Source organism: Variovorax sp. OV329, from assembly GCF_900114785.1.
Classification (GTDB): domain Bacteria; phylum Pseudomonadota; class Gammaproteobacteria; order Burkholderiales; family Burkholderiaceae_C; genus Variovorax.
This window is the reverse complement of sequence record NZ_FOUG01000014.1, coordinates 66,673-86,552: the sequence shown is the minus strand read 5'-3', so window position 1 is coordinate 86,552 and position 19,880 is coordinate 66,673. Positions and strand designations below refer to the sequence as shown.

Here is a 19,880-nt window from a genome sequence, read left to right as displayed (position 1 = left end):
CGAAGCACGCCCCGATGACTCGAACACAGATCGTCCGACCGACCGCCCAGGCGTGGCGCTCGGGAAGCACTCGATAGTTGAATACAGATGAATATGCGCCTGATTGGGTTCGTCAAGGGCCTGTACTGGATGATCACGCCCTGGTGGCTGCGCGAGCGCGTGCAGGCCAGGCGCATTCGAGGCGCGCAGGCCGCGTCGCTCGCCAGCCTCGTTCCGTGGACCGAGATCGAGCGTGTTCGCGTCGCCGCCCGGGCTCGCGGGGAAGTAATCCCGGCGCCCGCGAGCATCGATTGGTTCGACGACGCGTCCGTCTGCAGCGCTGTCGGCTCGACACCACCCGATCTTTTTTGGCCGGCGCTTCAGCCGTGCGACGTGACGGATACCGCCTCGGGCGCGCGCTACCTCGTCGATCTCTGGCGCCGTCGCACAGACCTGCGCGAGCGCTTCCCCGATGCGCTATCCGAGGGAAGCGCAGGCGCGTTCGGCCAATGGCTGCAAGCTGATGGCGCCGTCGAGTTGGGAATCGCGGCGCCGGTTCTCCCGCGCTTGGTCGCGGCGCTGGATGCGCGGCTGGCTGACAAGCCGCGCCAGGCCTTTCTGGCGAACCTTCATCTGGCCTCCATCTTTCCGCATGGCCTGACACCGGCCGGATCGGCGGCCATCTTCAAGTGGTTCGTCCTTGTGGGGCGCCAGCAGGCCAGACTGAGCATGGAGGAGGTCTGGTGGCTTTTCCTCGACGCAGCCGCCCACCCCGAGCGCGAGTTGCTCGCCTCCTGGTCCTTCGCGCCGGCGTGGCAGTCCCGCCATCCCGACGGCACCACCGTTTTCGGCTGCTGGGAGTTCGCGGCCTGGTTCCGCACGGAGTATGGCGTCGACGGGCCGTGGACGGATCCGGTGCGGTGGCCCATAGTCGAATCGCCTGCGGTGCAGATCCGCATTGCCTACGAGTCGCGCGCGCACTGGCGCACTACCCATCCGCAGGCGTTGGACGAGCCCGCCGCCGCTGCAGCATTACTGGCATGGTTGGCTTCGCCCGAAGCAGGTTTGCCCGAAGCCAACCGCGGTTGGTGCCGCGAACTCGACGCCAGCGTCGTGTCGGGCGAGCTGACGCAAGCCGGCTTCAATCTGTTGGGGCACTTCTGCTATCCATCGGGCCTTCGCATTTCGATCGAGTCGATGGCCGATTCAATGCGCAGCGCGGGCACGCCAATCTCCGAGCGCGACATGGTGACCGACGTCAAGGATGATCCGCACCATGCCCGCTTCGGCGGCACCGAGGTCTACGACACGACCGTCATCCACGTGCAGCCCGACCCGTATTTCACTTCGGCCTTCGAGCGGGCGCAACTCGCGCCGCGTAAGCAGCGCACCTATCGGGTCGCCTATTGGTACTGGGAGTTCGCGCAGATCCCCGACCTGTGGGTCGCCAAGGCCAGGCAGGTCGACGAGGTCTGGGCCGCTACCGAATTCGTCGCCCAGGGCCTGCGCGAGCGCCTCAAGGTGCCGGTCCGCACCCTGTTCCCGGGGGTGAAGCTGGCGCCATTCGAGAAGCGGAGCAAGTCATCCTTCGGCCTGGACGAGGCGCCCTACACCTTCCTTTTCACCTTCCACATGATGAGCGTGATGGAGCGCAAGAACCCGCTGGGGCTCATCCGCGCCTTCAGGAAGGCATTCACCGCGGCGGACAACGCCTGTCTGGTGCTCAAGACCTCCTACGGCGAGCGCTACCCCGAGCAGATCCGCGAGCTGCGCGAGGCGGCCAAGGGCGCCAACATCCGCATCATCGACGAGGTGTACAGCCCGGATGCCGTGCTGGCCCTGATCGAGGCCTGCGATGCCTACGTCTCCCTGCACCGCAGCGAAGGCCTCGGGCTGACCATGGCCGAGGCCATGCTGCTGGGCAAGCCGGTGATCGCCACGAACTTCTCTGGCAACGTCGACTTCATGAATCAGAGCAACAGCCTGCTCGTCGACTACAAGCTCAAACGGCTGGGATGGCCGATTCCGCCTTACGACGCGCACCTGCAGTGGGCCGAGCCCTCCGAAGACCACGCGGCCGCCCACATGCGCCGCCTCTATGACGACCAGCCAGGTGCGCGTGAGCTGGGGCTGCGCGGCAAGGCGAGTGCGGAAGCAAGCCTGTCGCTGCAAGCCGCTGGGCAACGCTTCGCCGCGCGCCTGGCAGAGATCGAGGCGCTCCGCAAGGAACGAAAGAATTGACCACTCCTGTCCGCAGCAGCAAGCCGCCAAGCACGCCGCTGCTGTCTGTGGCGCTATGTACCTACAACGGCGCCCGCTATATCGCGCAGCAGATTCGGAGCATTTGCGAACAGACGCTGCTTCCCGACGAGATCGTCTTGTCGGACGACGCGTCGCGTGACGACTGCGTGGCCATCGCTCGCCAGGCGCACGAGGCTTGGGCGTCCGACCCCCACGCGGTGCCTCGCTTGCGCGTGCTGCATAACGAAAAGTCCCTGGGTATCACTCGTAACTTCGAGCAGGCGATTGAAGCCTGCGAGGGCGAGTTCATCGCCTTGTGCGATCAGGACGACATCTGGCACCCGGAAAAGGCGCGCCGCCTGATGGACGCCATGCATGCGGGGCGCCTGCCCAGCCTGGTCCACACCGATGCCCGGCTCGTCGATTCGCAAGGCCATCCGTTGGGCGTGACGCTCTTCGAGTCGCTTTCCGTGACGCGAGACGAACTGGCGGGCATCCATGGTGGCAAGGGCTTCGATGTGCTGCTCCGACGCAATCTGGTGACCGGCGCCACCGCCGCATTCCGGCGCTCGCTGCTCGACCATGCACTGCCTTTCCCGCCCGAATGGCTTCACGACGAATGGCTGGGCGTGTTGGCGGCCGCGACGGGAGGCGTCGAGGTGCTGGAGTGGAGCTCCATCGACTACCGCCAGCATGGCGCCAACCAGGTGGGTGCCCGGCGGCTGGGCCTCAAGTCCAAGATCGACAAGGCCCTGGCGCCGCGCGGCGACGACGCGGCCAGGCGAAGCGCTCGCGCCCAGGCGCTGGTTGCGCGACTCGAGGTGCTTGGCGACAAGATCGCGCCGGGTGCCCTGGAAAGCGCTCGCAAGAAGCTCGCGCATCAACGCCATCGTGCGGCCCTGCCGCGCCTCAGGCTGGCGCGCGCCTTCCCGATCGCCCTGGAGTTGGCGTCGGGCCGTTACGCCAGGTACGACTACGGCATCGAAGGGGCCATCCGCGACCTGCTCGCGGCACCGTGAGGCTCGCCGCCGCTAGCCTGCGCGAGAGGTCTTGGCGGCCATCGACCACAACCGCCAAAACACCCCCGACCCCCAAAGCTTCAGCAAGCTAGTCACATGCCACCAAAGGTGCCGCCAGCTCGTCCGGCTCGCCCGCTGCGCCTCGTGCCGAACCCGCAGCGCCTCCCCGATCTGCAGTTGCCACCCCGCCAGCCGCAGCCGCGCGCACACATCGAAGTCCTCGCCGTACATGAAGTACCGCCGGTCATCGAACCCCCCGATCTCCCGGAACGCCTCGCTGCGAAACAGCATGAACAGCCCCGGAATCCAATCCGGCGCGTCCGGAATCGGATACCCCGGCCGCCGCCGCGTCAGGATCTCCAGCGGCGTGATGATCCGCCGGTGCTGTTCCGGCTCCGTACGCCCCGGCTCCAGGATCCGCGGCGCCATCAGTCCCGCGCGAGGCCCGGCCTGCCCGATCAGCGGCGCCAGCACCTCGCCGTCGAAGCGGATGTCCGGATTCAGCACCAGGAACCAGTCGGACGCACAGTGCTTGAACGCCTGGTTGTTGTTGGCCCCAAAGCCCAGGGGTACCGAGTTGTGGATCCGCTGCACCTCGAAGCCGAAATGCCGCCCCGCCAGCAGGTCCGGCTCCGGCAGGTTGTGCGTCAGCACCACCTTGTCCAGCAGGCCGGCGCTGAACCGGTCCAGCTGCTCCAGCAGGGGCAGGATCATCTCCAGCTGCCCATGGCTGACGATCGACACGGTGACGGGCTTGGCGGTGCGGGCTGATGTGGTGCTTGGCATGGTCTAATTTCGCCCGAAATTCTAGGGAAATCCCCGCCGCGCCTTCTTCATGCTTGCACTGATCGTCATCAGCTTCCTCGTCGCCGCCCTGGCCGTGCTCGGCATCATGCGGCGGGCCCGCCGCCATGCGCGCCGCTACGGCAAGGACATGCCGCAGCGCTTTCATGCCGGCCACGTGCCTCGGCTGGGGGGTGCCGGCATCTTCATCGGGATGGGGGCGGCCTGGCTGGCGGCCGGGGTGATCGACGTGGTCAACGTCTACTGGCCGCTCAAGATCTCGGCCCTGACCCTGCTGTGCCTGGCGCCCGCCGTACTGAGCGGCGTGGTGGAAGACGTCACGCAGCGCGTGGCGGTGCGCTGGCGCCTGGGCCTGACCATCGGCTCGGCGGTGCTGCTCTGCTACGTGCTCGACCTGAGCCTGGAGCGCACCGGCCTGCCCATCGTCGATGGCTGGCTGCGGGCCATCCCGTACGCGGGCATGCTCTTCGCCGCGCTGGCCATCGGCGGCCTGCCGCACGCCTTCAACATCATCGACGGCTACAACGGCCTGGCCGGCACGGTGGCGGTCATCGTCTGCCTGGCCATCTCTCACGTCTCCCTGCAACTGGGCGACCGCCAACTGGCTGCCATGGTCCTGTGCCTCCTGGGCGCCACCGGCGGCTTCCTGGTGTGGAACTACCCGCGCGGGAAGATCTTCGCCGGCGACGGCGGCGCCTACGTCTGGGGCATGGTCATCGCGCTGGCCTGCGTCACGCTGGTGCGGCGCCACGGTACCGTGTCGCCCTGGTTCCCGATGCTGCTGCTCATCTACCCGGTGTGGGAGACCTTCTTCTCCATCTACCGCAAGGTGGCGCGCGGCCAGTCGCCCGGCATGGCCGATGCGCTGCACTTTCACCAGCTGATCTTCAGGCGCATCGTCCGTGTGGCGGTGCATGACGACGAGGCGCGGCAATTGCTGTCACGCAACAACCGCACTTCGCCCTATCTTTGGGTGCTGTCGGGCCTGTCCGTGGTGCCGGCGGTGCTGTTCTGGAATCGGACCTACTGGCTGATGCTCTTCACGGTCTTGTTCATCGCCACCTACGTGTCGGCCTACCTCATGATCGTGCGCTTCAAGGTGCCGCGCTGGCTGCGCGACATCGCCGGCTGAGCAAGCACCGACAATCCGCCCAACCCCCTTTCAACCTGGACCGCTTCCCATGACCGATCCCGTCCTCAACATCCCGCCGCGCGACAAGGCCGAGATCCTGGCGCAGGCGCTGCCCTACATCCGCAAGTTCCACGGCAAGACCATCGTCATCAAGTACGGCGGCAATGCCATGACCGACCCGGCTCTGCAGGCCGACTTCGCCGAGGACGTGGTGCTGCTCAAGCTGGTGGGCATGAACCCGGTGGTGGTGCACGGCGGCGGCCCGCAGATCGAGGCGGCGCTCAACAAGCTGGGCAAGAAGGGCAGTTTCATCCAGGGCATGCGCGTGACCGACGCCGAGACCATGGAGGTGGTCGAGTGGGTGCTGGCCGGCGAGGTGCAGCAGGACATCGTCGGCCTGATCAACCAGGCCGGTGGCAAGGCGGTGGGCCTCACCGGCCGTGACGGCGGCCTCATCCGCGCCCAGAAGCTCAAGATGGCCGACCGCAACGACCCCAACCTGCACCATGACGTCGGCCAGGTGGGCGACATCGTCTCCATCGACCCGGGCGTGGTGAAGGCCCTGCAGGACGACGCATTCATCCCCGTGGTCAGCCCGATCGGCTTCGGCGAGGAGAACGAGAGCTACAACATCAACGCCGACGTGGTGGCCGGCAAGCTGGCCACCGTGCTCAAGGCCGAGAAGCTGATGCTGCTGACCAACACCCCGGGCGTGCTGGACAAGAACGGCAACTTGCTGACCAACCTGTCGGCCCGCGAGATCGACGACCTGTTCGCCGACGGCACCATCTCGGGCGGCATGCTGCCCAAGATCGAAGGGGCGCTCGATGCTGCCAAGAGCGGCGTGAACGCGGTGCACATCATCGACGGGCGGGTGCCGCACGCGATGCTGCTGGAAATCCTGACCGAGCAGGCCTACGGAACCATGATCCGGGCAAGGTAGCCCAGCCCCGGCGCTGCTCGACCTGCGACGGTCTCAATACCCGTTCGGGTTCCCGCTCTGCCAGCGCCAGCTGTCCGCACACATCTGGTCCAGGCTGCGGCGGGCCTCCCAACCCAGCACCGCCTTGGCGGCCGAGGGGTCAGCCCAGTAGGCGGGCACGTCGCCGGGCCGGCGCGGGCCGATCACCCGTGGCACCGACTTGCCGCAGGCGCGCTCGAAGGCCGCCACCACGTCCAGCACCGACCCGCCGCGTCCGGTGCCCAGGTTGAGGGTCAAAAGGCCCTCGTGCGCCAGCGCATGGCGCAGGGCCGCGACGTGTCCCTCGGCCAGGTCCATGACGTGCACGTAGTCGCGCACGCCGGTGCCGTCCGGCGTGGGGTAGTCGCCGCCGTGCACCGTCAGGTGCGGGCGCTGGCCCACCGCCACCTGGCTCACGAAGGGCATCAGGTTGTTCGGCTTGCCCTGGGGGTGCTCGCCGATCAGGCCGCTCTCGTGGGCGCCCACGGGGTTGAAGTAGCGCAGCAGGGCGATGCGCCAGCCCGGCTCCGAGCGGCCGAGGTCGCCATAGGCCTCCTCCACCATCAGCTTGGAGCGTCCGTAGGGGTTGGCCGGGCGGGTGGGCGCATCCTCGGGAATGGGGGACTCGTCCGGCTCGCCGTACACCGTGGCCGAGGACGAGAAAATCAGCGTCCGCACGCCCGCCGAGCGCATGGCAGCCGCCAAAACCAGGCTGCCATAGACATTGTTGTCGTAATAAGACAACGGATCGGCCACCGAATCACCGACCGCCTTGAGGCCTGCAAAGTGGATCACGGCGCCGATTTCGTGCTCCGCAAAGAGCCGGTCGAGGAGGGCGCGATCGCGCACGTCGCCTTCGATCGCCAGCGGTGCCGCCTGCCCCGTGATGCGCGCCAGCCGCTCCATCACCTTGGGGCTGCTGTTGCCGTAGTTGTCGAGGATGATCGGCGTGAAGCCGGCCTCGGCCAGCGCGATGCACGTATGGCTGCCGATGTAGCCGGCGCCCCCTGTCACCAAAACGCTAATCTTCATGGCATCCGCCCGTAGGCTCAGGCTAAAAGAAGAAGATTCTGCGCGAAGTCACGGGGTTGACCCGGAACGCACGCACTCACTGCGCCGTGCGAGAATCATTTAATTACATTTTTGTGGTCGCCCATGAACGATCAGACCAGTGCCTCCGCCCCGTCCTCCGGCGCCGAGGAAGCCGCTCCAGTCACGCGCAAGCGGCCCAAGCCCGGCGAGCGCCGCGTGCAGATCCTGCAGGCCTTGGCGGCCATGCTGGAGCAGCCCGGCGCCGAACGCGTCACCACGGCCGCGCTGGCTGCGCGCCTGGAGGTGAGCGAGGCGGCGCTGTATCGGCACTTCGCCAGCAAGGCGCAGATGTTCGAAGGCCTGATCGATTTCATCGAGCAGAGCGTCTTCAGCCTCGTGAACCAGATCCTGGATCAGCCCGCGCCCGAGTCCGGCGCTGCAGGCAGCAGCAAGGCCGCGCGCATCATCGCCATGCTGCTGCAGTTCGCCGAGAAGAACCCCGGCATGACCCGTGTGATGGTGGGAGATGCGCTGGTGTTCGAGAACGAGCGCCTGCAGCAGCGCATGAACCAGTTCTTCGACAAGATCGAGTCCACCCTGCGCCAGTCGCTGCGCGAGGTGGCGGCTGCCGACGGCTCGGCCACCCCGACGGTGGACGCGCAGGTGCGCGCCTCCGCGCTCACCGCATTCGCGGTGGGTCGCCTGCAGCGCTTCGCTCGCTCGGGCTTCAAGCGTCTGCCCTCGGAGTACCTCGAGGCCTCCGTCGAGCTGATGCTCTAGCGCCTGGCGGCGCGGCGCCGGGGCGGCTTCCCCGGCGGCTTTCTGGACACAGAGACAGGCTATGCAGGGCATAGCCAAACGTCATTCCCGTTTCGCGGAGGGGCCCACAAAATGGCAGCCCCCAACCACGATAGGAGCCGTGTCATGAGCAATGAGAAGACAGAAGCCAAGTGCCCCTTCCATCACACCACCGGCCGCGGAACGACCAACCTGGACTGGTGGCCCAACCAGCTGCGCCTGGACCTGCTTCACACGCACTCGGCCAAGTCCAATCCGATGGGGACGGATTTCGACTACGCCAAGGAATTCAAGAGCCTGGACTACGCGGGCCTCAAGAAGGACCTGCATGCGCTGATGACCGACTCGCAGGATTGGTGGCCGGCCGACTTCGGCCACTATGGTCCTCTGTTCATCCGCATGGCCTGGCACAGCGCGGGCACCTATCGCACCGGTGACGGGCGTGGGGGCGGTGGCCGCGGCCAGCAGCGCTTCGCGCCGCTCAACAGCTGGCCCGACAACGTGAGCCTGGACAAGGCGCGGCGCCTCCTGTGGCCCATCAAGCAGAAGTACGGCAGCAAGATCTCCTGGGCCGACCTGATGATCCTCACGGGCAACGTGGCGCTGGAATCCATGGGCTTCAAGACCTTCGGCTTCGGCGGCGGACGCCCCGACACCTGGGAGCCCGACCATGACGTGTACTGGGGCCGCGAGACCACCTGGCTGGGTGGCGACGCGCGCTATTCCGTCGGCTCCGAAGGCGTCGAGAAGCCAGAGGACGAAGGCGTGCTGGTCACCGACGACAACAGCCAGAAGCCCCACACGCGCGACCTGGAGAACCCGCTGGCCGCCGTGCAGATGGGCCTGATCTACGTCAACCCCGAGGGACCGGACGGCAAGCCCGACCCCATCGCCGCGGCCAAGGACATCCGCGACACCTTCGGCCGCATGGCCATGAACGACGAGGAAACCGTGGCCCTCATCGCCGGCGGCCACACCTTCGGCAAGACCCACGGCGCGGCGCCTGCCGACAACGTGGGGCCCGAGCCGGAGGGCGCCGAGATCGAGCTGCAGGGCCTGGGCTGGCGCAACAAGTTCGGCAGCGGCAAGGGCGCCGACACCATCACCAGCGGCCTGGAAGTGACCTGGACCACCACGCCCACCAAGTGGAGCAACAACTTCTTCTGGAACCTGTTCGGCTACGAGTACGAGCTTAGCAAGAGCCCGGCCGGCGCGCAGCAGTGGGTGGCCAAGGGCGCCGGCCCGACCATTCCGCACGCGCACGACCCGTCCAAGAAGCTGGTGCCCACCATGCTCACCACCGACCTGTCGCTGCGCATGGACCCGGCCTACGAGAAGATCTCGCGCCGCTTCATGGAGAACCCCGACCAGTTCGCCGATGCCTTCGCGCGCGCCTGGTTCAAGCTCACGCACCGCGACATGGGCCCGGTGTCCCGCTACCTCGGCCCTGAGGTGCCCAAGGAAGAGCTGCTGTGGCAGGACCCGATCCCCAAGGTCGACCACCCGCTCATCGACGAGAAGGACGCCGCCACGCTCAAGGACAAGGTGCTGAGCAGCGGCCTGACCGTGCCCGAGCTGGTCTCCACTGCCTGGGCCTCGGCCTCCACCTATCGCGGCTCGGACATGCGCGGCGGCACCGACGGTGCCCGCGTACGCCTGTCGCCGCAGAAGGACTGGCCGGCCAACCAGCCGGAGCAACTGGCCAAGGTGCTCAAGAAGCTGGAAGGCATCCAGGCCGAGTTCAGTGGCGCGGGCGGCAAGAAGGTGTCGATCGCCGACCTGATCGTGCTGGCCGGCAATGCCGGCGTGGAGCAGGCGGCCAAGAACGCCGGCGTCACCGTCAGCGTGCCCTTCACGCCGGGACGCGGCGATGCCACGCAGGCCCAGACCGACGTCGAGATGCAGAAGGTGCTCGAGCCGGTGGCCGACGGTTTCCGCAACTACCTGAAGGCCCGCTACAGCGTCCCGGCAGAAGCCCTGCTGGTGGACAAGGCCCAGCTGCTGACGCTCACGGCGCCCGAGATGACGGTGCTTGTCGGCGGCATGCGCGCATTGGGCACGAACGTCGGCGGTGCCAGGCACGGCGTGTTCGGCACGAAGGAGAACGCGCTCACCAACGACTTCTTCGTCAACCTGCTGGACATGGGGACCGAGTGGAAGCCAGTGGCCGGCGACGGCAACCTGTTCGAAGGCAAGGACCGCAAGTCCGGCGCCGCCAAGGGCACGGCCACGCGGGTGGACCTGATCTTCGGCTCCAACTCGCAGTTGCGTGCGCTGGCCGAGGTCTATGCAAGCGCGGATGGGCAGGACAGGTTCGTGAAGGACTTCGTCGCCGCCTGGGCCAAGGTGATGAACCTGGGCCGCTTCTGATCCTTTGCTCCTGGGGCCCTGCGGGGCCTCGTTCGAAACGCCGATCGGGCCGCGCATCCAGCGCAAGCCTGATCGGCTTTTTTTCTGATCAGAGCATCGACTGCGCCTGCTTGAGCACGATTTCGCAGGCCTGCTTCTTGATCGGATCGGTCAGCCCGCTCGTCAGGTCGGTCTTCTTGCCGTCGCTGCCGGTGAGCAGGCCCTTGGCGCCGTCGAGGTAGCCGCTGTCCTGCTTGGCAGCCGCCTGGCCGCCGGGCATCTTGCCCAGGAGGCCGTCCTGGACCTGGCTGACGCCGCCGCCGCTGAGGTACTTGTTCTTCAGGCAGTACTCGATGATGCCGGCCGCATTGCCCATGCTGCCCGACGACAGGGAGCCGCCACCGAGCGCACCGCCCAGTGCGCCCAGGCCGCCGCCGCTGCTGCTGCCGCCCGTGGCGCCACCGGCCATGCCCTTGAGCGTATCCAGGCTCTGTGCCTGCGCGAAGGCCATGGCGGTGCTGGCGACGGCGGCCAGCAGGGCGGGATGTGCAAAACGCTGCCAATGGATCTTGTTCATGGAGACCTCTTTTGGTACAGATGAACGGCCGCACGCACTGTGCGCGCGAGCCGTGGGCCCACCTTAGCGCAGCGCAAAGGCAGCGCGCCGGCGGCATTTGAAACAGTTCGTGGAGGGCTTCAACTGCGCGGGCGAAGGGCCGAAATGAAGGCCACCGCCGCCGGCGAGACGCTGCGCGCACGCCGCGTGATCAGGTAGATCGGCGGCACGCGCATCGGCACCTCGGCTGGCAGCACGCGCAAAAGGCCCAGGCGCGTGTAGTGCGCCGCCTGGGATGCAGGCATCACGGCCGCCATGTCCGAATGCTCCAGCAGCGCCGTCATGGCGATGGGCGATGCGGTCTCGGTGACGCGCAGCCGCTCCTGGATGCCCGCCTCGCGAAGCGCCGCCTCGAAACGGCTGCGCTGGGGCGAGCCTGGCGGCTGCAGCAGCCAGGGCCAGGCCACCAGGTCGTGCAGGCTGATCACCGATTTGCGCCGCAGCAGCGGATGCCCCTTCCGCACCACCACCACCTGCGCCTCGCCCAGCATCGGCACGCAGTCGAAGTCCTCGGCGCTGTGGTCCTCGGTGAGCCGGCCCAGCATCAGGTCCACCTCGCCGCGGGCCAGCTGGCGCAGCATCACGTCGCTGGTGTCCACCACCACGCTCACCGCCACGCGCTCGTGCTGGCGCTGGAAGTCCACCAGCGCCGGCGCCAGCAACTCGGGCACCGCGCCGGGCACACTGCCGATGCGCAGCGAGCCGCTCAGGCCCGATCGCAGGGCCTCGATTTCCTCGCACACCACGCCGAAATCGGTCAGCACCCAGCGTGCATGGCGCACCAGCGCCTCGCCATAGGGTGTGGGCGTCATGCCGCGGGCCACGCGGGTGAACAGCGGCACGGCGAAAGTCTCTTCCAGCTGCTGCAGCAGCTTGGTGGCCGCCGGCTGGCTGATGTTCATGGCGGCAGCGGCCCGGCCCAGGTTGCGGTGCTGGTCCAGCAGCGCCAGCAGCACCCATTGCCGCGTGCGCAGGCGCAGCAGCAGGCGAAGGGACGAGAGGCCGGGCAGGTTTTCGCTCATATACCGTTGGATATGGATCCTTCAGAACAATTGATTGGATGGGAATGGCGGACATCCCTAAGCTGGACTGGCGATCCAGAAAAGAACATGACGGAGACAAGCCCCATGACCATCCAGTGCCCGCCACGCCGGGCCGCCTTGCGCGGCCTTGCTGCCATCCTGCTCACGCCGGCGCCGCTGCTCGCGCTCGCGGCGGAGACCGCCTATCCCGACAAGGCCCTGCGCATCATGGTGGGCGCCTCCCCGGGCGGCGGCACCGACATCCTGGCGCGCCTGCTGGCCGACAAGTTCAGTCCCGCGCTGGGGCAGCCGGTGGTCGTGGAGAACCGGCCCGGCGCGTCCAACACCATTGCGGCGGACCTGACGGCCCATGCGCCGCCCGACGGCAGCACGCTGCTGCTGGCCACGAACACCGGGCAGGCGGTGGCGCCCCACCTGCTCAAGCTCAAGTACGACCCGCTCAAGGACCTTCAGCCCATCGGCCTCGTGGCGGTGATGCCCAACGTGCTGGTGGTGCCGGCGAACGCGCCCTGGCGCAACGTGCAGGAGCTGATCACCGCCATGCGCGCCAGCCCCGGCACCTTCCGCTACGCCTCCTCGGGCATCGGCAGCACGCAGCATGTGGCGGGCGAGGCCTTTGCCCTGGTCACCGGCACGAAGGCCGTGCACGTGCCTTATCGCGGAAGTTCGCAGGCCCACCTGGACATCATCGGCGGCCAGGTCGAGATGATGTTCGACAGCACCTCCTCGGCCATGGGCCAGATCCGCGCCGGCAAGTTCCGCGCGCTGGCGGTGGCCGCGCCCAAGCGCGCGGCCGAGATGCCCGACGTGCCCACGCTGGCCGAATCCGGCGTCAGCGGCGCGGACGTCAACACCTGGTATGGCCTGTTCGTCACCGCCGGCACACCTCGGCCGGCGGTCGACCGGCTGGCCGCCACCCTCACGCAGGCCCTGGCCATGCCCGATGTGCAGGAGCGCATCAAGAGCCTGGGCGGCGAAATCACGGTGATGGGCGTGACCCCCTTCGCCGACATGAACCGCGCCGAGTTCGCGCGCTACGGCAAGCTGGTGCGCGACACCGGCATGCGGGCCGAGTGAACGCACGCAGGCACCCATCCCATCAGGAAGAAACAAGATGAAACCCACGATTGCGGTGCTGCTGGGCGATGCCAGCGGCATTGGTCCCGAACTGGCCGTGAAGCTGCTGGCCCGCCCGCAGAACCTCGATGCGGCGCAACTGCTGCTGATCGCCGACCCGCTCGCCCTGGAAAGCGGCGAGCGCATCGCCGGCCACCGGCTCGATGCGCTGCCGGTGCAAAGCATCGATGCGCTGCGCTTCGAGCCCGGCCGGCCGAGCCTTTTGGCGCAGCACACGCTGCAGGGCCGTGCGCCCGTGCTGGGCGAATCGAACGAGCACTCGGGCCGCGCTGCCTTCGAGGCCCTGCAGTTGGCCACCGATGCGGTGCGGGGCAAGAAGCTGGGCGGCATCGTCTTTGCGCCCTTCAACAAGCATTCGCTGCGCCTGGGCGGGCTCACGCAGGAAGACGAGCTGCGCTACATGCAGGAGCGGCTGGACGTGCACGGCTTCGTCTGCGAATTCAACATCACCGGCAAGCTGTGGACTTCTCGCGTGACCTCGCACGTGCCGCTCAAGGACGTGGCAAGCCTCATCACGGGTCCGGCCATCCATGACGCGGTGTGCATCATCCACGACGCACTGCGCAGCGCCGGCGTGGCATCGCCGCGCATCGCGGTGTCGGGGCTGAACCCGCACGCGGGCGACGGCGGCTCCATCGGCCGCGAGGAGATTGAGATCATCGAGCCGGCGGTGCGTGCCTTGCAGCAGCAGGGGGTGGACGCGCGCGGCCCCTATTCACCCGACACGGTCTTCATCGGCGCGCGCCGCGGCGACTTCGATGCGGTGGTCTCGATGTACCACGACCAGGGCCAGATCGCGATGAAGCTCATGGGCTTCGAGGAGGGCGTCACGCTGCACGGCGGGCTACCGGTGCCGGTGGCCACCTGCGCCAGCGGCAGTGCCTTTGACATCGCGGGCAAGGGCGTGGCGAACGTCGAAGGCCTGCAGCGCGCCTTCGAGATCTGCGTGCGGATGGCCCAAGCCTGAGGGCCCCGCCAGCGGCGTCAGTCCGCCGAGGTGATGCGCACGCCCACCTTGGCGCCGGCCGCCATGATCTCGCTCCAGGTCGCGTCGTCCACCCAGATGCCGTCACGCTCGCGCGCCGCGCGGGCCTTGCGCTCGGGCTCGCCGGCGATCTGCACTTCGTCGAAGCCGGCGCCGGGCGGGCTCTGGCGCAACCAGTCGACGAAGGCGCGGGCCTCGGTCTCGAACGCCGCCTGCGTGCCCAGCTTGGCTGGGTCGATCAGCACCGTGAGCATGCCGTTGAGCACCGTGCGCGCCGTGTCCGCCGGCCGGTGCCAGGTGCCACCACCGGTGAGCGCGCCGCCCAGCAGCTCGCAGGCCACCGCCATGCCGTAGCCCTTGTGCTCGCCGAAGGTCATCAGCGCGCCGAACAGGCCGTTGGACTGCGGCACCACCACCACGCCGGGGTCGTCTGTGGGCGCACCGTTCTCGTCGATCAGGTGGCCGGGCGCCACCTTCTCGCCCTTGTTGTAGGCCACGCGCATCTTGCCCTGCGCCACGCGGCTGGTGGCGAAGTCCAGCAGGAAGGGCTCGGCGCCGGGCAGCGGAATGCCGATGCAGCAGGGGTTGGTGCCGAAGCGCCCATCGCCGCCGCCCCAGGCCGCCACGACGGGCCGCGAGAGCACGTTGACGAAGTGCATGGACACCAGGCCCTGCGCCGTCGCCATCTCGGCGAAGTGGCCGATGCGGCCCAGGTGATGCGCCTGGCCCAGCGTCATGATGCAGCTGCCATGCGCCTTGGCGCGCGCGATGCCCAGTTCCATGGCCTGCACGCCCACGATCTGGCCGTAGCCGCGCTGGCCGTCGAGCGTGAGCAGCGCGCCGGTGTCCAGCACGACCTTGACGCCCGAGTTGGGCTTCAGGCCGCCCTCGGCCGCCGCGTCCACGTAGCGCGGCACCATGCCGATGCCGTGCGAGTCGTGGCCGCTCAGGTTGGCCAGCACCAGGTTGTCGGCCACCTGCCGGGCTTCGGCGGGCGAGCTGCCGGTGCCTTCGATGATGGACGCGACCTGGGTGCGGAGTCGGGATGCGGGAAGGGTGAGTGACATGTCTTCAGTGAATCAAGGGAATCGTGGTTGCGGGTCCGGGGCTACATGACCGCGCCAACTTGCCACGGCACAAATTCATTTTGGCCGTAGCCATGCCGTTCGCTCTTGCTGTGCGCGCCCGAGGCGGTCGCCAGCACCAGCTCGAAGATGCGCTGCCCCATCTCCTGGATCGACGCACTGCCGTCCACGATCTCGCCGCAGTTGATGTCCATGTCCTCCTCCTGCCGCTTCCACAGCGTGGAGTTGGTCGCCAGCTTGAGCGAAGGCGAGGGCGCGCAGCCGTAGGCCGAGCCGCGGCCTGTGGTGAAGCAGATCATGTTGGCACCGCCCGCCACCTGGCCGGTGGCGCTGACCGGGTCGTAGCCGGGCGTGTCCATGTAGACGAAGCCGTGCGCGTCCACCGGCTCGGCGTATTCGTACACCGCCTCCAGGTTGCTGGTGCCGCCCTTGGCCACCGCACCCAGCGACTTCTCCAGGATGGTGGTGAGCCCGCCGGCCTTGTTGCCCGGCGAGGGGTTGTTGTTCATCTCGCCCTCGTTGATCTCGGTGTAGTGCTCCCACCACTTGATGCGCTGCACCAGCTTCTCGCCCACCTCGCGCCGCACCGCGCGGCGGGTCAGCAGGTGCTCTGCGCCGTAGATCTCCGGCGTCTCCGACAGGATGGCCGTGCCGCCGTGCGCCACCAGCAGGTCCACCGCCGCGCCCAGCGCCGGATTGGCGCTGATGCCCGAGTAGCCGTCCGAGCCGCCGCACTGCAGGCCGATGGTGATGTGGCTGGCGCTGCAGGGCTCGCGCTTCACCGCATTGGCACGCGGCAGCATCTCGTTGATGAGGGCGATGCCCTTGTCGACCGTCTTGGCGGTGCCGCCCGTGTCCTGGATGTTGAAGGTGCGGAAGTTCTCTCCCTCCGCCAGCTGGCCGGTGGCCAGCCAGGCGTTGATCTGGTTGGCCTCGCAGCCCAGCCCCACCACCAGCACGCCGGCGAAGTTGGCATGCGTCGCGTAGCCGGTGAGCGTGCGCTCCAGGATCTGCATGCCCATGCCCTGCGTGTCCATGCCGCAGCCGGTGCCGTGGGTGAGGGCGACCACGCCGTCGACGTTGGGGTAGTTCGCCAGGGCGCCCGGGTTGGTCTTGCGCGAGAAGTGGTCGGCGATGGCGCGCGCCGCGGTGGCCGAGCAGTTCACGCTGGTCAGCACGCCGATGTAATTGCGCGTTGCCACGCGCCCGTCGGCGCGCTTGATGCCCATGAAGGTGGCTTCGCGGCGCGCCGGCACCGGCTTCACGTCGGCGCCGAAGGCGTAGTCGCGTGCGAAGTCGCCCTTGTCCGGGCCCATGTCGAGGTTGTGCGTGTGCACGTGCTCGCCGGGCTCGATGGGGCGGCTGGCGAAGCCGATGATCTGGTTGTAGCGGCGCACCGGCGCGCCCTGCGCGATGGCGTGCACGGCGACCTTGTGCCCGGGCGGGATCAGGCCGCGGACGGCGACGCCCTCGACCTGGGTGCCGCCCACCAGCTGGCTGCGCGCGATGAGCACGTCATCGGCGGGATGGAGGCGAATGAAGGGGTTCATCGTGGAATTCGTCTTGGGAAGGGTCAGAAGAACATTTTCGGCAACCAGAGAACCAGCGACGGGATGTAGGTGATCACCGCCAGGCTCAGCAGCAGCGGCACCAGCCACGGCAGGATCGCGATGGTGGTCCGCTCGAAGCTCAGGTTGGCCACCCGCGCCAGCACGAAGAGCACCATGCCCATGGGTGGGTGCAGCAGGCCGATCATCAGGTTGAGCACCATCACCAGGCCGAAGTGGATCGGGTCCACGCCCAGCTGCGTGGCGATGGGCAGCAGGATGGGCACCAGGATCGTGATGGCAGCGGTGGGCTCCAGGAAGCAGCCGACAAAAAGCATCAGCAGGTTGGCCAGCAGCAGGAACACCCAGGCCTCCTTGGTGAAGCCCAGCACCCAGCTGGCAATGGCGGTGGTCACGCCCGTGGCGGTGAGCATCCAGCCGAAGATGGACGCGGCCGCCACGATGAAGAGCACCGTGGAGGTGGTCTCGATGGTGTCCAGGCACACCTTCACGAACATCTTCCAGCTCAGCGTGCCGTACCAGGCAAAGCCCAGGATCATGGCCCACACGCAGGCCGCGATCGCGCCCTCGGTGGGCGTGAAGAGGCCGGTGCTCATGCCGCCGATGAGCAGCACCGGCGTCATGATGGGCAGCAGCGCCTCGAACTTGAAGATCTTGTCCAGCACGAAAAGCAGCGCCAGGCCGATGAACACGGTGATCTGCGCCGGCGCGCCCAGCTTGTCCACCACCACCCACAGAATCAGCGGCCAGCCGATGACCACGGCCAGCTCGCTCAGCGCCTTGAACAGGCGGGTGCTGGAGAACTTGACGTCGCCGCCCCACTTGTTGCGGTGCGCGTAGTAGGCCACCGTCAGCATCATCAGGATGGCCATCAGCGCGCCCGGCAGGATGCCCGCCAGGAAGAGGGCGCCCACCGATACGTTGGCCATCATTCCGTAGATCACGAAAGGCAGGCTGGGCGGAATGATCGGCCCCAGCGTGGCCGAGGCCGCGGTCACGCCCACGGCGAACTCGGTGTCATAGCCGTGCTCCTTCATGGCCTTGATCTCGATGGTGCCCAGGCCGGCGGCGTCGGCAATGGCCGTGCCGCTCATGCCCGCGAAGATCACCGAGCCCAGCACGTTCACATGGCCCAGGCCGCCCTTGAGCCAGCCCACCAGCGCCAGCGCGAAGTTGTAGATGCGGGTGGTGATGCCGGCGTTGTTCATCAGGTTGCCGGCCAGGATGAAGAAGGGCACCGCCAGCAGCGGAAAACTGTCGATGCCGCTGACCATGCGGTGGATCACCACGAAGGGCGGCAGGTTGTCCGACAGCAGGATGTAGACCAGCGAGGCGCCGGCCATGGCGATGGCCACCGGGAGGCCGCCGGCCATGAAGATCAGGAAGAAGATCTTGAGCATGCTTTTCTTTTTCTCGTCGGTTTGGGTCGGGTCAGCTGTCGGCCAGCGCGGACTCGGGCCGCTCCAGCACGCTGTAGCCCCGCCGCCAGTGCAGCCGCGCCACCTGCAGCGAGCGCCAGGCCATCGCCGCGAAGCCCAGCAGGCACATGCCGTAGACGATGTTCATCGGCAGGTCGACGATGGTCATGCGGGTCTGGTTGCCGATCTTCAGCATCATCTGCACCGTCATGACCACCGCGGCCACGAAGAAGGCGATGCGCATCAGGTCGACCAGGCGCGACATCCAGCGGCCCACGCCGCCAGGCATGTAGCGGTAGAAGAAGTCGACCTGGATCTGCGTGTTCTTGGACACGCCGATGGCCGCGCCGATGAACACCACGCCGATCAGCATGTAGCGGGCGACCTCCTCGGTCCAGGCGGCCGAGTCGTTGAGCACGTAGCGCGTGACGAACTGGTAGAAGACCGTGAGGCCGAGCAGCCAGAACAGGGCCAGGGCCAGCCAGCCTTCGAAGATGGTGTCCGAGAGGTCGACCACCTCGTCCTCGGCATGGAAGTGGCCTTCGTCGTCGATGATTTTCTGATCGGTCATTCTTGAGTACTTGAAGAGCGAGCGAAGCGATGCCAGTCCGGGAAACACCGCGGAACCGGCGATGCCGGTCCGCGGGTGCTGCCCCCTGGCTACGCGAAGCGAACGAGAGTCGGGGCAGTCACTGGATCGCGATGATCCGGTCGTAGTCCTGCTGGCGGTAGCCGTGGTCGGTCGGCTTGGTGTTCTTGAGCACCGCCTCGCGGAAGGCGTTCTTGTCCACCGTGATGACGTTGTTGCCCTTCTTCTTGAACTCTTCCACCAGGCGGGCTTCGGAGGCGATGATCTCGCGGCCGGTCTTCTCGGCGGCTTCCTGCATCACGTCGCTGAAGATCTTCTTGTCCTCCGCCGAGAGCTTGCCCCACAGCTGGCCCGAGACGATTGTCAGCAGCGAATCGACGATGTGGCCCGTCAGCGAGATGTTCTTCTGCACTTCGAAGAACTTCTTGGCCTCGATGGTGGGCAGCGGGTTCTCCTGCGCGTCCACCGTGCCGTTCTGCAGCGCGAGGTAGACCTCGGCAAAGGCGATGGGCGTGGCGTTGGCGCCCAGCGACTTGGGGAAGGCCAGGTAGGCCGGCGCGTCGGGCACGCGGATCTTCAGGCCCTTCATGTCCTCGGGCTTGGCCACCGGCTTGGCGGCGCTGCTGGTGACATGGCGCGCGCCGTAGTAGTTCAGCGCGGTGATGTGGTTGCCGGTCTTGTCGTCGTAGCCCTTCGCCAGTTCCTTGAACACGTCGCTCTTGGCGTACTTCAGCTGGTGCTCGGCGTCGCGGAAGATGAAGGGGAAGTAGGACACCGCCAGCGGCGCGTAGCTGCGGCCTGCGAAGCTGGCGCCTGTGAGAACGATGTCCACCGTGCCCAGCGTCAGGCCCTGGTTGATGTCGGCCTCCTTGCCCAGGCTGGAGGCCGGAAAGACCTGGATGTCGTAGCGGCCGTTGGTGCGCTTCTTGATCTCCTCGGCAGCCCACACGGAGTACTTGTGGAAGGGCTCGGAGGTCTCGTACACGTGGGCCCACTTGAGCTTGGTCTGCGCCTGGGCGCTGCCCAGCGTGCCCAGGGCACCGGCGGCCAGCGCGCAGGCGGCCAGGGTCTTGATGGCAAGGCGTTTCTTCATGCTTCTTGTCTCCGTGGTTGATTTGTCGAAT

The 19,880-nt window shown here is 67.5% G+C and carries 17 protein-coding genes; 8 read left to right on the top strand and 9 right to left on the bottom strand.

Going from position 1 to position 19,880, the window contains the following annotated elements:
- Window positions 1–87 precede the first annotated feature (87 nt).
- Window positions 88–2,220, top strand: a complete 2,133-nt coding sequence (locus tag BM345_RS21280; RefSeq protein ID WP_254789877.1) for a glycosyltransferase family 4 protein — start codon at window positions 88–90, stop codon at window positions 2,218–2,220.
- Entirely contained in the window at window positions 2,217–3,239 is a 1,023-nt protein-coding gene (locus tag BM345_RS21275; protein WP_175545101.1) for a glycosyltransferase family 2 protein, read from the top strand. Before BM345_RS21280 ends, BM345_RS21275 begins: the two co-directional genes overlap by 4 nt.
- Window positions 3,240–3,251: 12 nt before the next feature.
- On the opposite strand, the gene BM345_RS21270 is transcribed toward BM345_RS21275, so the two are convergent.
- Window positions 3,252–4,025, bottom strand: coding sequence for a glycosyltransferase (locus BM345_RS21270; RefSeq protein ID WP_093383307.1), 774 nt, complete (start codon window positions 4,023–4,025; stop codon window positions 3,252–3,254).
- 49 nt (window positions 4,026–4,074) lie between these two features.
- Between BM345_RS21270 and BM345_RS21265 the strand changes: the two genes are divergently transcribed.
- Entirely contained in the window at window positions 4,075–5,175 is a 1,101-nt protein-coding gene (locus BM345_RS21265) for an MraY family glycosyltransferase (protein WP_093383304.1), read from the top strand.
- Between the two features lie 49 nt (window positions 5,176–5,224).
- Complete coding sequence (gene argB, locus BM345_RS21260) at window positions 5,225–6,118, top strand: acetylglutamate kinase (RefSeq protein ID WP_093383301.1); 894 nt, start codon at window positions 5,225–5,227, stop codon at window positions 6,116–6,118.
- A 33-nt stretch (window positions 6,119–6,151) separates the two neighbouring features.
- Here the strand turns inward: argB and galE are convergent, their stop codons facing one another.
- Window positions 6,152–7,168: a UDP-glucose 4-epimerase GalE gene (gene galE, locus BM345_RS21255; RefSeq protein ID WP_093383298.1), complete on the bottom strand. Its 1,017-nt coding sequence runs from the start codon at window positions 7,166–7,168 to the stop codon at window positions 6,152–6,154.
- A 123-nt stretch (window positions 7,169–7,291) separates the two neighbouring features.
- On the opposite strand from galE, the gene slmA reads away from it, so the two are divergent.
- Window positions 7,292–7,948, top strand: coding sequence for a nucleoid occlusion factor SlmA (slmA, locus tag BM345_RS21250; protein ID WP_093383295.1), 657 nt, complete (start codon window positions 7,292–7,294; stop codon window positions 7,946–7,948).
- Between the two features lie 144 nt (window positions 7,949–8,092).
- Window positions 8,093–10,336 carry a catalase/peroxidase HPI gene (gene katG, locus BM345_RS21245; protein ID WP_093383292.1) on the top strand — a complete coding sequence of 748 codons (2,244 nt, stop codon included), beginning with the start codon at window positions 8,093–8,095 and terminating at the stop codon, window positions 10,334–10,336.
- An 88-nt stretch (window positions 10,337–10,424) separates the two neighbouring features.
- Here the strand turns inward: katG and BM345_RS21240 are convergent, their stop codons facing one another.
- Together BM345_RS21240 and BM345_RS21235 are read right to left on the bottom strand one after the other, a co-directional pair.
- A complete protein-coding gene (locus tag BM345_RS21240; RefSeq protein ID WP_093383289.1) occupies window positions 10,425–10,892 on the bottom strand; it encodes a DUF2501 domain-containing protein in 468 nt (155 codons plus the stop codon).
- 119 nt (window positions 10,893–11,011) lie between these two features.
- Window positions 11,012–11,953, bottom strand: coding sequence for a LysR family transcriptional regulator (locus BM345_RS21235; protein WP_175545100.1), 942 nt, complete (start codon window positions 11,951–11,953; stop codon window positions 11,012–11,014).
- 87 nt (window positions 11,954–12,040) lie between these two features.
- Between BM345_RS21235 and BM345_RS21230 the strand changes: the two genes are divergently transcribed.
- Together BM345_RS21230 and BM345_RS21225 are read left to right on the top strand one after the other, a co-directional pair.
- Window positions 12,041–13,051 carry a Bug family tripartite tricarboxylate transporter substrate binding protein gene (locus BM345_RS21230; RefSeq protein ID WP_254789875.1) on the top strand — a complete coding sequence of 337 codons (1,011 nt, stop codon included), beginning with the start codon at window positions 12,041–12,043 and terminating at the stop codon, window positions 13,049–13,051.
- A 37-nt stretch (window positions 13,052–13,088) separates the two neighbouring features.
- Window positions 13,089–14,078 (top strand): 4-hydroxythreonine-4-phosphate dehydrogenase PdxA, encoded by a 990-nt coding sequence (locus tag BM345_RS21225; protein ID WP_093383283.1) that lies wholly within the window; start codon window positions 13,089–13,091, stop codon window positions 14,076–14,078.
- A 17-nt stretch (window positions 14,079–14,095) separates the two neighbouring features.
- On the opposite strand, the gene BM345_RS21220 is transcribed toward BM345_RS21225, so the two are convergent.
- The 5 genes from BM345_RS21220 to BM345_RS21200 form a co-directional block, all read right to left on the bottom strand.
- Window positions 14,096–15,163, bottom strand: coding sequence for a malate/lactate/ureidoglycolate dehydrogenase (locus BM345_RS21220; RefSeq protein ID WP_093383280.1), 1,068 nt, complete (start codon window positions 15,161–15,163; stop codon window positions 14,096–14,098).
- A gap of 41 nt (window positions 15,164–15,204) precedes the next feature.
- Window positions 15,205–16,731, bottom strand: coding sequence for a UxaA family hydrolase (locus tag BM345_RS21215; protein ID WP_093383276.1), 1,527 nt, complete (start codon window positions 16,729–16,731; stop codon window positions 15,205–15,207).
- 23 nt (window positions 16,732–16,754) lie between these two features.
- Complete coding sequence (locus tag BM345_RS21210; RefSeq protein ID WP_093383273.1) at window positions 16,755–18,149, bottom strand: TRAP transporter large permease; 1,395 nt, start codon at window positions 18,147–18,149, stop codon at window positions 16,755–16,757.
- 31 nt (window positions 18,150–18,180) lie between these two features.
- Window positions 18,181–18,738 (bottom strand): TRAP transporter small permease, encoded by a 558-nt coding sequence (locus tag BM345_RS21205; protein WP_093383270.1) that lies wholly within the window; start codon window positions 18,736–18,738, stop codon window positions 18,181–18,183.
- A gap of 118 nt (window positions 18,739–18,856) precedes the next feature.
- Window positions 18,857–19,849: a sialic acid TRAP transporter substrate-binding protein SiaP gene (locus BM345_RS21200; RefSeq protein ID WP_093383267.1), complete on the bottom strand. Its 993-nt coding sequence runs from the start codon at window positions 19,847–19,849 to the stop codon at window positions 18,857–18,859.
- Between the last annotated feature and the right edge of the window lie 31 nt (window positions 19,850–19,880).